Annotated in this window: 10 protein-coding genes and 2 pseudogenes; 4 read left to right on the top strand and 8 right to left on the bottom strand. The window is 58.3% G+C overall.

Translation table 11 applies throughout. The features are described from left to right. Positions 1-27: 27 nt before the first annotated feature. Positions 28-1,686, bottom strand: coding sequence for an arylsulfatase (locus tag QMK58_RS16660; protein WP_320395069.1), 1,659 nt, complete (start codon positions 1,684-1,686; stop codon positions 28-30). A gap of 422 nt (positions 1,687-2,108) precedes the next feature. Here QMK58_RS16660 and QMK58_RS16655 point away from each other — a divergent pair, with 422 nt between their 5' ends. Further along, positions 2,109-2,609: a GNAT family N-acetyltransferase gene (locus QMK58_RS16655; protein ID WP_082344460.1), complete on the top strand. Its 501-nt coding sequence runs from the start codon at positions 2,109-2,111 to the stop codon at positions 2,607-2,609. Between the two features lie 13 nt (positions 2,610-2,622). Here QMK58_RS16655 and QMK58_RS16650 read toward each other — a convergent pair whose 3' ends face one another. The 5 genes and pseudogenes from QMK58_RS16650 to QMK58_RS16635 all read right to left on the bottom strand — a co-directional run bounded on the left by QMK58_RS16650 (position 2,623) and on the right by QMK58_RS16635 (position 8,380). Then, the gene (locus QMK58_RS16650) at positions 2,623-3,945 is read right to left on the bottom strand and encodes a DUF1329 domain-containing protein (RefSeq protein WP_053159085.1); all 1,323 of its coding nucleotides are present in this window, start codon (positions 3,943-3,945) and stop codon (positions 2,623-2,625) included. A 209-nt stretch (positions 3,946-4,154) separates the two neighbouring features. Beyond that, a pseudogene (locus QMK58_RS28980) lies at positions 4,155-5,129 on the bottom strand (methyl-accepting chemotaxis protein); the annotation flags it as partial. 288 nt (positions 5,130-5,417) lie between these two features. Beyond that, a pseudogene (locus QMK58_RS28975) lies at positions 5,418-5,720 on the bottom strand (PAS domain-containing protein); the annotation flags it as partial. Positions 5,721-5,960: 240 nt separating this feature from the next. After that, positions 5,961-6,401 carry a tryptophan-rich sensory protein TspO gene (tspO, locus tag QMK58_RS16640; protein ID WP_053159089.1) on the bottom strand — a complete coding sequence of 147 codons (441 nt, stop codon included), beginning with the start codon at positions 6,399-6,401 and terminating at the stop codon, positions 5,961-5,963. 641 nt (positions 6,402-7,042) lie between these two features. Next, on the bottom strand, positions 7,043-8,380 hold the full coding sequence (locus QMK58_RS16635; RefSeq protein ID WP_320395068.1) for an MFS transporter: 1,338 nt from the start codon (positions 8,378-8,380) through the stop codon (positions 7,043-7,045). A 288-nt stretch (positions 8,381-8,668) separates the two neighbouring features. Here QMK58_RS16635 and QMK58_RS16630 point away from each other — a divergent pair, with 288 nt between their 5' ends. Together QMK58_RS16630 and QMK58_RS16625 are read left to right on the top strand one after the other, a co-directional pair. Next, positions 8,669-11,539, top strand: coding sequence for an EAL domain-containing protein (locus QMK58_RS16630; RefSeq protein ID WP_320395067.1), 2,871 nt, complete (start codon positions 8,669-8,671; stop codon positions 11,537-11,539). 167 nt (positions 11,540-11,706) lie between these two features. Next, the gene (locus tag QMK58_RS16625; protein ID WP_053159095.1) at positions 11,707-11,970 is read left to right on the top strand and encodes a hypothetical protein; all 264 of its coding nucleotides are present in this window, start codon (positions 11,707-11,709) and stop codon (positions 11,968-11,970) included. Between the two features lie 53 nt (positions 11,971-12,023). Here QMK58_RS16625 and QMK58_RS16620 read toward each other — a convergent pair whose 3' ends face one another. Both QMK58_RS16620 and QMK58_RS16615 read right to left on the bottom strand, forming a co-directional pair. Beyond that, positions 12,024-12,641 carry a dihydrofolate reductase family protein gene (locus QMK58_RS16620; protein ID WP_320395066.1) on the bottom strand — a complete coding sequence of 206 codons (618 nt, stop codon included), beginning with the start codon at positions 12,639-12,641 and terminating at the stop codon, positions 12,024-12,026. A 97-nt stretch (positions 12,642-12,738) separates the two neighbouring features. After that, a complete protein-coding gene (locus QMK58_RS16615) occupies positions 12,739-13,008 on the bottom strand; it encodes a hypothetical protein (RefSeq protein WP_053159099.1) in 270 nt (89 codons plus the stop codon). Between the two features lie 181 nt (positions 13,009-13,189). Between QMK58_RS16615 and QMK58_RS16610 the strand changes: the two genes are divergently transcribed. Further along, on the top strand, positions 13,190-15,160 hold the full coding sequence (locus QMK58_RS16610; RefSeq protein WP_053159101.1) for a BCCT family transporter: 1,971 nt from the start codon (positions 13,190-13,192) through the stop codon (positions 15,158-15,160). Positions 15,161-15,231 lie beyond the last annotated feature (71 nt).

The following is a 15,231-nucleotide window of genomic DNA, read 5'->3' as shown; positions in this document are numbered from 1 at the left end:
CGTGCAGGGCCGTCACTGCGAAGGTGCCTAGTTGCCAGCGGGCAATGACAGGTTGATGCCGTCTTTTTTCAGAGCGTCACGCAGGTACTGGAATTTCTGGTACTGCGACAACTCGATTGGCCCGTCGTAACCCATGCTTTGCAGTTTGCGTGGCGGATAATCGACATAGGTTTTCATCAGTTTGATGATCGCGGCAGAGATCGGCACCATCGTCCAGGTGCGCTCGGTGAAGTTGTTCATGAACAGGTCATAGCGCTCTTGCGGGTCTTGCCACAAGTCAAAGACCTGAGGCACCACCGCCACATATTTTTCTGCGCCTTTCCATCCCAGATTAGTGTCCACAGCGAGGCCACCGGTCTGCGCGCCATTATCACCGCGCAAGTTGAACACGGCCTTGTAGTTTCCGACACGGGCCGCACCCGGAGACAGTTCGTTCTCTGTGAAGTAGAACCACTCCTTGCGTGGAGACGGGCCACTGCCGGTGAGCACCGGTGTCATGTCGTAACTGTCGAAGATGATTGGCTGACCTTCGCGATCTTTTTCCGGCAGTTTCACCCCGGCAACGGCAGCGAACGTCGCCATCAGGTCCAGGCCACCGAGGATCTCGTGGTTTTTCGTGTCCGGTTTGATCTTGTCGGGCCAGACGGCGATGGCCGGAACCCGGTTGCCGCCTTCACGCACGGTGCCCTTGGTGCCGCGGAACGGGGTGTAGCCGGCATCCGGATAAACGTCCTGCCAGGCGCCGTTGTCCGTGGTGTAAACCACTAACGTGTTCTTATCCAGACCCAGTGCTTTGAGCTTGTCCATGATGCGCCCAATGTGGGTGTCGAGTTCGACGACAGAGTCGGCGTATTTGGACTTGGACATGGACTTGTGAATGAACTCCGGTGCCGGCATGTTCGGTTGGTGCACTTTCATGAAGTTGACGTTGATGAAGAACGGTTTGTCGGATTTGGCGGCCGTGTCGAGAAACTCCAGGGTGGCTTTTTCAACGTAGTTATCAAAGAACGGAATGCCAACCACGCCTGGCTTGCCATCCACGACAGGCGTGTCGACGTACTGACCGTTGACCTTGAATTCTTCGACGGGTTTTTCACCCGCCTTGCCGGACAATGCGCCTTTGGTCACCTTTTGAAACATCTCACGGGTTTCCGGATCCATGTCCGGGAACCAGGTCGGGTCGGCGTAGGTGTAAGCGTTGAGGTGATAAAGGCCGACGTATTTCATCACGTCATAGCCTTGTGCGTTGGGCAGTGCGTAATCGGCTTCGCCCAAATGCCATTTACCGGTGAAGTAGGTGTCGTAGCCAGCGGTTTTCAACACCGAAGCCAACGTCCATTCGGCGGCCGGCAAGCCGCCGCCCTGACCCTGAAAGGCCACGGTGGTCATTCCGCTGCGGTTGGGGATGCGCCCGGTCTGCATGGCAGCCCGGCCTGGCGTGCAACTGGGCTGGGCGTAAAAGGAATGGAAGGTGACGCCTTGGGCGGCCAGTTGATCAATGCTGGGGGTCGGCATGCCGCGCCCGACACCGCCACCGTAAGGCCCCAGGTCACCGTAGCCGGTGTCATCGGAAACAATGAACAGGATATTGGTTTTTTCGGTTTGTGCCGCTTGGGTCATACCGTTGAGTGCCAACAGGAGTGAACAGGCAACGTAAAGCCTGGAGCGATGCGGGAGTCGTTGCATGACGGCCTTCCTTTATCGGTGTCGATCCCGGGTGTTGCCTCTCTCAATCGAGTCTGCAACGACCAGGATCCTGGTGAGTTACCCCCCAAACCTGTGCCCGGAGAGCGCAAGGAGAACAACTAACCCGACAACAGAACTCCCGTTCGCTCATCAAGAGGCCCGTTCTAGCCTAGTTTGCTTATTCACCTTGCGCGGGGCCAGGGCGCAGATTTCAATGTCGCTCGTCGCTTTGTGGTGCAGTGAAGGGTTATCGTCAGGTTTTCAGCGTGATTTACTTCGTTGCTTGTGCGACATCGCCGCAGGCATTGACAACTTCCAGCAGTGGATCAGTTGCCTGATGGCGCTATTGGCTAGCGCATTCATGCAGCCCTGCGAGACGAATCAAATAAAGCCACCGCTTGTAAACACAAGGAATGTGCAAAATGAATTCATTCAGGGTTCGCGAACTGGAACGGGCCGATGCCCAAGCGCTGTTGGCATTCGAAGTGCTTAATCGCCAATGGTTCGAATCACATATCGATGCGCGCGATCCCTCTTTCTACTCATTGCCGGGAGTTGCCGAACATATTGATGATTATTTGTCTGGTTTGGCGGTCGGTCGCTGGCACCCCTTTGTTCTCGAAGATGCCAATGAACGAATAGTGGGTCGCGCCAATTTGAAATGCATCGACCCCTTGCAGGGCAGTGCCGAAGTGGGCTATCGGATTGATCAAAGTGTTTGCGGCCAGGGTCTTGCGACACTGGCGCTTGAACATTTGATCCGGGAGGCAAGGGGGCGCTGGGAACTAACGCAGCTGGTGGCTTATGTCTATGCGCAAAACGCGGGCTCCAGAAAAGTACTCGATCGGTGCGGCTTCGTGCTTGAACAACCGTCTTGTAGCGACAAGACGGTGGGCGAATACCGATTCGTTCTTTCTCTCTAGATAGGTGTCCGCCTCAGCGAATGCCGGCACCCGCCATGGATTCCGGCACCCACTGCGCCGTCGATAGCGGCGCGATGTAGTGAATGCCGCCATGGGGGCCGACTACGCCGTTGATGTTGTAGGTGCCCTGGGAAAGGTCGTAGGTCATGAACGGGGTGGCATCCGGGACCTGCTCGTCATAGCTCTGGCTGAGAAAAGCGAAGGAGCCACGGTAAAGTTGTCCCTTGGTGTCGTATTGATCGGAGGCCACAGCGGCCCAGGTGTCTTCATCCAGGTAAAAGCGGCGTTTCTGGTAGATGTGTTTTGCACCGGGCTTGAGGTTGCCCTCCACCACGTAGACGCGGTGTTTTTCCCAGCGCACGAAGTCCGGGGAAAGGTAATTGGGGGTGGTCAGCGACTTGGCATCGCGGGCATAGGTCAGTTTGTAGGTGTTGTAGGGCACGATCATTTCCTGCTTGCCCACCAGGGTCCAGTCATACAGTTCGAGTGCACGGGCAGTTCCCGGGTTCGGCGTGTCGTAGGCCAGGATCGAAATCTGTTTGACCCGGCGCTGGGCCGGCATGTACTGCCAGGCGCGACCAGGACGTTGCAGCGGGTTGGTGGCGTTCTTGAGCATGACCGACTCGCCGGCTCGCCGCGCAGGTCCGGTATAGGACAGCTTCAACTGGTAATAGATGTCGGAGTTGTTGATCGGCTTCGACATGTTCTCGTAGATCGGGAACGAGACAAATGCTTCGCCGGTAACCGCCAGGCTCGCCACACCCGCCGAGTCGACACTCCACGAATCGTATTTGGAGCGGATGTTGACGCCTTGATAACGCAGCAGGAAATTCCACATCGCCTCGGCGCCCGATTGCGGGATCGGGAACGGCACGCCGGGCAAGACATTATCGAAAGCTATCCCGCCACTGAGGGATTTGGCGCCGGTGGCATTCTTGCGGCTGTTTTCCAGTACCGCCTCCGGCAGCGATGCTGTGCGATGGGTCGGGTAAACGTCGATGCGGTAGCCGGGGAAACGCTTGGCCAATGCAACGGTGGTGGCCGTCAGCATGCCAGCGTACTGATCAACGTTCTTGCCATTGATTACCAGCAGGGGTTTCTCCGCTGCGTAAGGATCCGGGCGCATGCTGTCACCGGTCTTGAAACCGGCCGGGGCAGTGGTCAGGCCACCGCTGTAAGGCGGGATTGAACCGTCGGCGTTACCGGCCTTTTCAGCGCCAACCAGCGTCAGGCTGGCGCCCAGTTCGGCGGCTTCCCGACTCGAGACCAGGGCCTGTGCATCAAGGGCCAGGGTCGAGAGCAGTGACGCAGCCAAAAGACTTTTCACGAATTTCATATTGTTATTCTCCTGCTTGGCGTACCAAACAACGCGTGACTCAGGCGGAGTTTTTTTAGTACTGCCATTAAAACGCCCGCTGGTGGGAGGCGCTTTACATTTGACGACAGACGCTTGGCTATCAATGACAGACCCAAATTTTTGCGAGGGGCATTCGGCTGCCTGACTCAGACAGCCGAATGCGCGGGGAGGGAGGGTGAAGCGTTAGGCTATCGGCTGAAACGCTCGGCCAGGCCGTGCAGGTAATCGGCCATTGCTTCAAGTTCCTTGCTGATCGCGGCGCCTTGCTGGGCCTGACCGGCGCTGTGATCGCACAACTGGGCGATACGGGTGATCTGTTGGTTGATGTCTTCAGTCACGTGGCTTTGCTCTTCTGATGCCGACGCCATTTGCTGGCTCATATCGGTAATGCGGCTGACGGCTTGACTGATGCCGACCAGGGCTGTCTGTACCGCCTCGACACGCTGCATGCTTTCGCGGGAAATCTGCTCACCCTTGCTGGCTGAGGAAACGGCGCGATCAACACCGACATGCAGTGAACTGATGATGCCGTGGATCTGCTCGGTCGACGTGCGAGTGCGTTGCGCCAGGGAGCGCACCTCGTCGGCAACCACGGCGAAACCTCGGCCTTGCTCACCCGCCCGGGCCGCCTCGATCGCCGCATTGAGCGCCAGCAGGTTGGTCTGTTCGGCAATGGATGTGATGACGTCGACGACGGTGCCGATTGACTGCGTCTCGCTGGCCAATGTGTTGACTGCCTGACCGATGTCATTGACGGCTTCGTTCATGGCTTCCATCGCGTGCAGGCTTTGCTGGGCCAACTGGCTGCCATCTTTCGTCAACTGGTCGGCTTCGGAGGCGGCATGCGCGGTACTGATGACGTTTTGAGTCACCTGTTGAACGGTTGCCGCCATTTGCGAGATGGCCGCAGCGGACTGATCCGTTTCATTGCGCTGGCGATCCAGCGATTGCGCTTGTGAACCGGAGAGTTCGGAGGACTGTGCTGCCTGGGACTTCACATTGACCACCGCGTCGACGAGACGGGTCAAGGCGGTCTGCAAGCGCGCTTCCTCACTCAGCATGGCCATGTCCAGTCGACCCTGGGGGCCGTGGTTGTCGCTGTAGGTCAGCGCGACCAAGGGATCGGAAAAGGCTTTCGGGTGTTCGGCCAGGGTGCGCTCGATGGCGCTGCGGTGTCGGGATTCGATCAGGTACCAGGCAACACTGAGGCTCGCCACCAGAATCCCCTGAGCCGCGGTGCCTGGGAGCCAGTGCCCCGCCAACAGCGAAACCCCGCCTGCCATCAGTAATGGCCAGGCGTTTTTCAGTGGCCGCAAAATCCGTGCACTCCGGGCAACGATCGGCTTGCCGGCCCGCATCCTCGCATAGAGTGCCGAGGCGCGACGTACCTGGTCGCGACTGGGCACGGAGCGCACCGACTCGTAACCACTCATGCGGCCGTTTTCATAGATAGGGGTGACGTAGGCACTGACCCAATAGAAATCGCCATTCTTCGAGCGATTTTTCACAATCCCCATCCAGGGTTTGCCTTGCTTGATGGTGTGCCACATATGCAGGAATACCCCGGGTGGCATATCGGGGTGTCGAACCAGGTTGTGGGTCTGACCGACCAGCTCGTCGTAAGTGAAACCGCTGATATCGACAAATGAGTCGTTGCAATAAGTGATTCGGCTATCGAGATCGGTCGTGGAGATCAAGCGTTGGTCGGCGGGGAAGCTTCTTTCATGCTCGGTTACAGGCAAATTCACACGCATAGAGTGCGATTCCTTTTCGGATTATTAGTATCAGTCAGAGCATGTAAATCAGAACCGGTAGAGCGGCTGAATCGACTACGAATAACCCCGCCGTGGGTACTCGCAGCCGATGGATTCCTGCAGTGCTGGCTAACGCCGATCAGCCCGGTCCCGATACTGCTGGCGACTTCGTTCTACGCGGATTTCGGCAATGTCAACGATGCTTTCGACGACAATTGCTTTTCATTTCATGACATTGTGTCAGCGGTTATTACACAGGATGGAGAAGTTCAGCGCGGCGGCTACGCACAGCCACACAAGGTAAGGAAACAGAATCAAACCGGTGATCACGTCAATCTTCAAAGCCATCACCACCATGGCCGCGACCACAAGCCACAGCATCGAGAGGATTAGCATGCCTGCGAAAATTCGCTGTGCGCCGAAGAACACCGGGGTCCACAGCGTATTCAGCGCAATCTGCGCCGCCCATAACGCCAGCACCGCCTGACTTCCCGGTAGCAGGGTCAACCGGTAACCGGCCCAGGCGAGCAACAGATAGATAATCGACCAGGCGACCGGAAACGCCCACTTGGGGGGGGTGAAACCAGGTTTGACGAGAGATTCGTACCACGGGCCCGGTTTGAAAATCAGACCTGTGCTTGCCGCGGCAGCGCAGGCCAGTAGAAAAATCATAAACGTCATCGCTTGTCCTTCGCTGTAATCAGCGCTTGGTGGTCTCAAAGAGAGGACGCTTGTTGAAGCGAAAAGTTTGGATGGAGGGATGAGATACCTCACGTCAGCGAGTCGCCAGTGCCTGGGGGTGATGGTGGCCCGCAATAAGCATGGCAAAAGGACTTCAACTGCTCTGCGTACATTGGCGTGAATGCAATGACGCTGAGGAAACAGTAAGCGAACTGGTTGGTGGGCACTAGACGGGAGAATCGGCAAGGGTTCATGAGGTTTGTTCATTAGTCGGTCCTCGCCCTCCTTCCTGTCCGGAAAGCGACCCCCATGAACCTTCCTTCGAACAGCACTAATTATACGGCGGCACTGCGGACGATGAGCTGGGCGACATTAGGTGCACTGACCTATCCACTTTATTTGTTGCATCAAATGACTGGCTTCATGATTTTCAATGTTGCCTATCCGGCGGTGAGTCCACATGTACTGCTTTGGGGCACCATCGCCTTGATGGTGAGTGCGTCTTATCTGGTCCATAAAAACATAGAGCTTCCCGTTGCCAGGCGGATAAAAAACTGCCTTCGCTTTCCTTCAGCCGTGTCAGGGCTCAATAGCCGGGGTGAAGCGCTTGCATTGCTCCACCGCCCCGGCTTGTTTGCGTTTCAGGCCTCAGCCTTCATGCCCACGCCTTTCTCCTGCGTCGGAATATCATGCAGCGAAATCCTTGAAGTCTCCGGCAAGGCCAGTCCACCCGCCAGCGCGAGCAATGCAACCGCAATCAGATAGAACGCTGGCGACAAGTTGCTGCCGGTGGTGCTGATCAGCCACGTCGCCACCAGCGGTGCGGTACCGCCGAAAAGGGTGTACGCCATGTTGTAGGTGATCGCCGACGCGGTGTACCGGGTGCGGGTGGGGAAGGTTTCAGAGAGCAACGCGGCCGTGACCACGCCACACAGTACCGCGCCGACCGCCAGGAGCATCACGCCGATGATGGACGCTGCGAACGAGCCGGAACTGGCCATCAAAAACGATGGATACACGACCAGGATCAACAGCACACACGCCGTCATGACCGTGATTCGACGCCCGATCCGGTCTGAGTACAGCCCGGCCAGCGGGCAAATGGCGGCAGCGAACAGCAAGGCAATCAATGACACCAGCAGCGCCGTCGCACGACTCAGGCCACCCGCGACTTGCAGGTAGGTCGCGAAGTAGGTGGTGAACATATAAAACGAAAGCGCCGTGAGTGACACAAAGGCGCCCAGGCAACAGATCGCCGCACCATGGTTGCGCAAGGTTTCCTTGAGCGGCGAGTGGGCGACTGCATGTTCCTGTTTCACCGCCTGGAAGGCCGGTGTTTCATCCAGCTTCCAGCGCAGGTAAAGCCCCACCAGACCCAGCGGGGCAGCAATCAGGAATGGCAGGCGCCAGCCCCAGCTGCCCATCGCTTCGGCCGATAATGAAGCCTCCAGTGCGTAGGCCACCACGGCTGCCGCAGCGAACGCGGAAAAGGTCGACACCGGGATGAAACTGCCATACCAGGCACGTTTATCACTGGGTGCATGCTCCATCAAATACGCACAGGCCCCCGCGTATTCGCCCCCGGCGGAAAAACCCTGGGCGCAACGGATCAGCGACAGAAGAATCGGCGCCATGACCCCGATCGCAGCATAAGTGGGCAGCAAACCGATCAGGGTCGTTGCACCCGCCATCAGCAAAATTGTCATCGCCAGGGTTCGCTTGCGGCCGATCCGGTCGCCCAGCATGCCGAAGAAAATCCCGCCTAGAGGCCGAAACGCAAACGCCACGGCGAACACTGCAAAGGTCTTCAGCAGTGCGGCACTGGCATCGCCGCTGGGGAAAAATTGCTGGGCAATGGTCGTGGCCAGGAAACCATAGACGGCGAAATCGAACCATTCGACGAAGTTGCCGATGCCGGCCGCTACAATCACTCTTCTCAACGTACTCGGGCTGACTTGTTCTGTCGTTGCATTCGTCATGCTGATCCTCGACTGTTCGTCCATAAGTCTTCGATTATCGGGGCAGGGGCCAGGACGGTTCACTTCAGAAGTGTCATCCACATAGCCAGTACCGACTTCATGTCGATGAAACAGGCATGATTCGCGCCAAAACCGTGAGACGAGTGCCGCTGTACCGGTCACGGAAGAGACACCAAAGTGAATAAAATTATTGAAAAAAACCGCTATACGCTTTAAACGGGAAGCTCGCCGGCTCATTGCTAGCAACTATTGAAGAAAGCATCGCCGGTTTTGGCTCAGGGAGCGCTGATGAGTTTTAGTACGTTGACCGACTTCCCGCGGCAATCAAACGACTGCGACGGTGTCGGTACGATCTGCGCAGGCAACGACGATACGATCGAACAATTGCTCGATTCAGCGCGCAACTGGGCCCACACCACCGCCTGGGCGTTTTATCGTGCCGGTGAACAGATGCATTGCGTCGGCCAGGGCGACCCTCTTGTCCAGTGGCCCGCAAACATTGCAAATGAGCAGTTCGCAACCTTTTGTTCGACCCGTCGCTTGCACGGCTGGCCGACCGGTAAGGGCGAAAGTGTGTTGGGCTGGCTGCTCGCGCCAGTCCATGATGCCGACGAGCCGGCGCTCGCCGACTTCGCCCGACGCCTGGGCATGCAGATACAGACCAATACCCTTGCCCGTGCGCAGATCACCCAGCGGGTGCTGTATGAAATCACTTACCTGGCCAGTTCGACTCGCGACCGCTCAGTGTTTCTGGTGGGGGTTCACCGGCTTCTGGCCAGCCTGATCGACGCCGAGAACTTCTATCTCGCGCTGTATGACCCGCACAGTGGCAAGATCGACTACCCGTACTACGTCGACATCATTGACGTCGATGCCCTGGAGTCGGAGAACTACGAATACCTTGTCCCTTCACGCCTGTCGTTGACGGGCCAGGTGTTGACCACTGGCCAGCCATTGCTGATCGACGCCGCCGGGATTCTCGCGGCGCAGGCCGAGGGGCGTTTCTACTGCGTGGGGGATCGCCCCGAGTTCTGGATGGGCGCGCCGTTGAAAAACGCCTCGGACGAGGTGTTTGGCATGCTGGCGATGCAGGTCTACGACGTTTCCCGTACCTACAGCGCCGAGGACCGCGCGCTGTTTCTGGTGGTGGCCCGGCACGTGGCCATGGCGCTGGACCGGATTCTGCACCGCGAGGACCTGGAAGCCACAGTGATGCGTCGCACCCTGGAGCTGTCGGCGCTCAATGATGCATTGCGCCAGGAAGTCGCCGAACGCGAGCGTGCCGAGCATTTGCAAAGCGCGCTGTTCCAGATTGCCGAACTGTCGAGCCAGCCCGGCGACATGGCCGAGCTGTTTCACACCTTGCATGGCATCGTCGGCGATCTGCTGTTCGCGCAGAACTTCTACATTGCACTGTTCGACGACGCGACCGGCGAAGTGACCTTTCCGTATTATGTCGATGAGCGGCAGACGATCTGTCCTGCGGCACGACGTGGACGACGGGGTTTGACCGAGTACGTTATCCGTCAGCGCCGACCCTGCCTGATAGACGCAAGTGAAGCTGAACGATTGTCTGCGCAGGGTGAAATCGAACTGGCCCATGAGTCGGTCCGATCCCATTCCTGGCTGGGCATTCCCTTGTTCGATGGCGATGTCGTGCGTGGCGTGCTGGCAGTGCAAAGCTATACCGCGCAGGTGTGCTACACCCAGCGTGACCAGGAACTGCTGACGTTCGTGTCGCGGCACATCGACACCGCCTTGTCGCGGCGCACGGCCGCCGAAGCGATTCATGTCGCCAATCTCAAACTCGAAGCCCGGGTGCAGAGCCGAACCCGCGAGCTCGATCACGCCAATGCCAAGTTGCAACACGAAAACTCCCACGATGCGTTGACCGGGCTACCGAATCGCACCTATCTGCAACAGCGCCTTAATCTGGCCTGGTCGCGGTTCGGTAGCGAAGGCGGGCACCTGGCCGTAATGTTCATCGATCTCGACCGCTTCAAAATGGTCAATGACAGCCTTGGCCATCATTTTGGCGACCTGCTGTTGATGGAGGCTGCCCAGCGTTTGCGCGGGTGTCTGCGTGACACCGACATGTTGGCGCGCCTGGGGGGGGATGAGTTTTCGGTGCTGGCTCCCGAGGCGCCGCTGGAGGTGATGATCGAAATCGCCGAACGGATTCTGGTCGCGTTTGATCTGCCGTTTTTCATCAATGGCTATGAAGTTTTTTCGTCCTGCAGCATCGGTATTGTCAGTGCCGACAGTCAGTTTCATCACGAGCCCGCTGACCTGTTGCGCGATGCCGATGCCGCGATGTACCGGGTCAAGAGTGCCGGGCGCGACAGCTATGCGGTGTTCAATCAGGAAGTGCGCCGTGAAGTCTCGGACCAGGTGGAGCGTGAGGGCGCCTTGCGTAATGCGCTCAAACGGACGGATGAACTGCTGCCGTATTTTCAGCCCATTGTCAGCGTCGAAACCGGTGAACTCATGGCCCTGGAAGCGCTGATTCGCTGGCATCAGCCGGGTGGCCGGGTGATCGAACCTGGCGAGTTTCTGCCGGATGTAGAGGGCTTGCGCCTGATCGGTCGGCTGGACCTGTACATGCTCACCAGCATTGCCGTGATCCTCGCACAACCGGAACACGCCGATTGGCCTGCCGTGCACATCAATTGCTCCAGTTACAGCATGACGCGCCCGGATTTCGCCAGTGAGGTGCTGGCGCTGTTGGACCGGCACGGGGTCGCGCCGTCGCGGATCTGCCTGGAATTGACCGAAGGTGCGTTGGTGGCAGAGCCCGCCATCGCCCGATTGACCATGCAGCAATTGGCCGACAACGGCATGTCGGTGGTGCTCGATGATTTTGGGGCCGGGTTTTCATCCCTCAGCTATGTGCATCAATACCGCTTCAGCGGCTTGAAGATCGACAAGTCGTTCATCCTCGAATTGACCACCAGTGCTCGCAGCCGCGCAATCGTCCGGGCGATTGTGCGGATGGCCGAATCGCTGGACCTGAGCGTGGTCGCCGAAGGCGTCGAGGATCAAGCGACGCTGGACCTGCTGCGTGAAATGGGTGCCGGGCAGGCCCAGGGTTTTTACTTTTCCAGGCCGATGGGGCTTGAGACGTTGTTGGCCAGTGCGCTGTTGAATCCCCAGGGTTGAATGTTTCGCGACCGGCGGGAAGCGACTTTCTTGTGGGACCGCTCAGGTCGACCTATCGTTAAATCCCTGAAGTCATACAGTTGCAGGCGCGAGCTCGCTCCTGCAAAAAACAATCAGCATTGTCCACGGGGCATGAGGTGATTGATTGCTCCGCACGGAGGTAAATCATGATTCGCAAGTTATATCTGACAGCCCTGGCCGCACTGGCCATTGCAGCGGGCGGCAGCGGGTTGTCGACGCTGGCCTACGCGACCGATCAGGCTGACCAGCGACAAGAGTCGCGCGATACCAAGCAGGAAGGGCGCGACGCGGCCCGAGAGGTCAAGGAAGAGTGCAAGGAGGGCGATGAAAAGAGTCGCAACGACTGCCGTCAGGACAAGCGCGACACCAAACAGGACAATCGTGACACCGCGCGAGACATCAAGTATTAACGTTCTGTATCCAGCCCCCCGCACCTCGCGGGGGGCTGAGAACTTGTGCCCCGTTATCGGAATGATCCGGTACGCACTTCGCCGCTGCGCACGTAATGGGTAATCAGCACTCCACCGGGCGTGACAGTTGAATGCGCCAGGGTGAAGGCCGATGCCAGGGCGTTGTCGTCGAACAATCGCTTGCCTCGTCCCAGCACAATGGGGTGAATCAACAGTCTAAGTTCGTCCACTAGCCCGGCTTCAAACAACTGGCGCACCAGGTCGCCGCTGCCCTGGGTCAACAGGGGCGCGCCGTCCTGTTGTTTAAGCGCGTGAATGGCGTCGGCAAGGTTTCCCTCCAGCGCGTGACTGTTGTGCCAGGCAAGGTTGTCCCTGCGATGGGTGGCCACATGCTTGGGCACGCTGTTGAACAGGCTGGGGATGCTGCGGCTGTTTGAATCGTCCTGCCGGTGCGGCCAATACCCGGCGAATATGTCGTAGGTGCGACGCCCCAACAGCAACTCGAAGGGTTTTGCGAACAGCTCTTCAATGGCCTGACCGAACGTGGCATCGGTGTAGGGCACAATCCAGCCACCGAAACGGAACCCGCCGCTGGTGTCCTCATCAGGGCCACCGGGCGCTTGAATAACGCCGTCCAGGCTGATGAAGGCGGCAACAATGAGTTTGCGCATGGTCTTCTCCTGATGGCTTCTCTTGAACGATCATCGTTTGTCGAACGAGTCGCTGCCAAATCGACAATGCGTTGGAACCGCGCCAACCCATGGGGCGTCAGTTCTTCACGTCCTCGACCGAACTGCTCGACGACGCCGCATCTTTTTCCGTTTCATGCGACTCGGCGCCCGAGTTTGAACCTGACGACTCTTCGCCCTTTTTGTCGGCCTTCTCCTCATTCGATTCAGGCCCCTGAGCCTTGTTGACGCCAGGAACAGCGTCCGGAGGAAGGGTATGCTCATGAACGTTCTTCTCGGTCGCAAGCGCCAATACGGAGCCCGTCGACAACAAGCTTGCCAGTGTCAGCGCGGCTATTTTTCTGTTCATGGAGGGGGCCATCCATTCGAGGGGTATAGAGCGTTGGAAGCGCAGGCGAGGCAAAAGGTGCGCACGCGCTGACGAGCGGCAGGAAGTGGCTGCGCTGACTACACTCGATTAGCCGTTGAAGCCCACGAGCATGTTGGATAGCACATGCGAACTCTTTGCGTCAGAAGAGAACGACTCGATCATGGACAGCCCTTCCAGACCCAAGAGCACCCTCAATCCCCCCGTCTTTTATACCAGCGCCGTACTGATCCTGGTGCTGGTGCTCTACGCCGTGATCTTCCAGGTCGAAGCCCAGACCCGGTTCGACTTTATCCAGCAATGGATCAACACCAATGTCAGCTGGTTCTACATCCTGGCGGTCGCACTGATCCTGATCAGCACAGTGTTCCTGGCCGTGAGTCGATATGGGGACATCAAGCTGGGCCCGGATCACAGCGAGCCGGATTATCGCAACAGCAGCTGGTTTGCCATGCTGTTCTCCGCCGGCATGGGCATCGGGCTGATGTTCTTCGGGGTGGCCGAGCCAGTCATGCACTTCACCAGCCCGCCGGTGGGCGAAGGCGGTACGGTGGCGGCGGCGCGCGAGGCAATGAAAATCACCTTTTTTCACTGGGGCCTGCATGCCTGGGCGATCTACGCCATGGTCGCGCTGATCCTGGCGTATTTCAGCTTTCGCAACGACTTGCCGCTGACCTTGCGCTCGGCGTTGTATCCACTCATAGGCGATCGTATCTACGGGCCAATCGGCCATGCCGTCGACGTCTTTGCCATTCTCGGCACGGTGTTTGGCGTCGCCACGTCTCTAGGCTATGGCGTGCTGCAGATCAACAGCGGTTTTCACCACTTGTTCGGCTTGCCGGTGAACGCCACGGTCCAGGTCATTCTGATTGCATCGACGTGCGCGCTGGCGACGTTGTCGGTCGCCAGTGGCCTGGACAAGGGCATACGCATCCTGTCCGAGCTGAATCTCGGACTGGCTGTAGTGCTGATGATTTTTGTCCTGCTGTTGGGACCGACTGTTTTTCTTTTACAGGCCTACGTACAAAACACCGGCGCCTACTTGTCCGACATCGTCAACAAGACCTTCAACCTGTACGCCTATGAACCCACCGACTGGATCGGCGGCTGGACCCTGCTGTACTGGGGATGGTGGCTGTCCTGGTCGCCCTTTGTGGGGCTGTTTATTGCGCGTATTTCACGGGGGCGAACCATTCGCGAATTTGTCTGCGGTGTGCTGTTCGTTCCAGCTGGTTTCACCTTGTTGTGGATGACGATATTCGGCGACACGGCGATCCACATGATTCTCAACGAGGGCGTGACCGAGCTGGCGAAGGTGATTGACCAGGACAGCTCGCTGGCGTTGTTCGCCTTCCTGGAACACTTCCCGTTTTCCGGTCTGGTGTCGATGATCGCTGTGCTGATGGTGGTGGTGTTTTTTGTCACCTCGGCCGATTCCGGTGCACTGGTGGTGGACATGCTGGCGTCATCCGGGCATGACCACTCACCGCTCTGGCAACGGATTTTCTGGTCGGTGACCATCGGCGTTGTGGCGATTGCGCTGCTCCTGGCCAATGGCTTGAAAGCCTTGCAGACCGCGACGATCGCCAGTGCGTTGCCGTTCTCGATCATTCTGCTGGCATCGATCTGGGGGCTGTTCAAGGCACTGAACCTGGACGCCACTCGCCGTGGTTTGCGCAACCAGGCATTGCCGGGCCCGCATCATTCACGCCATCCCCACGGCGGCTGGCAACGGCGGCTGCGCAACATTGCGATGCTGCCCAGGCGCTCCCATGTCAATCGGTTCATTGCAGAGGTGGTGAAGCCCGCGTGCGAGGAGGTGGCCGGCGAATTGCGCAAGCAAGGCTACGAGGTCATGGTGAGTGAGTCCGATGGCAACGTGGCGCTGGAACTGGTGCATGCAGGCGAGGGGCGCTTTCTTTATGAGGTGCGCCCCCGTGCGTTCACCGCGCCGAGCTTCGTCATCCGCGACAGCGAGGACGGCAGCGATGCCCGCAAATATTTCCGCGCCGAGGTGTACTTGCGTGAAGGCGGGCAGGACTATGACATCATGGGCTGGAGCCGCGAGGACGTCATCGGCGATATCCTTGATCAGTACGAGCGTCACTTGCATTTTTTACATGTGGTGCGTTGAAGTGATCGGCTTCAATCGGGAACCAACACATGAAGGCTGAGCGCCTCTCGGCCTTCATTCATTGCAATGGA

This window comes from Pseudomonas sp. P8_241 (assembly GCF_034008315.1).
In the GTDB taxonomy this organism is placed as follows: domain Bacteria; phylum Pseudomonadota; class Gammaproteobacteria; order Pseudomonadales; family Pseudomonadaceae; genus Aquipseudomonas.
Note: the sequence above shows the minus strand (reverse complement) of the source record. Positions and strands in the feature narration are given on the sequence as shown.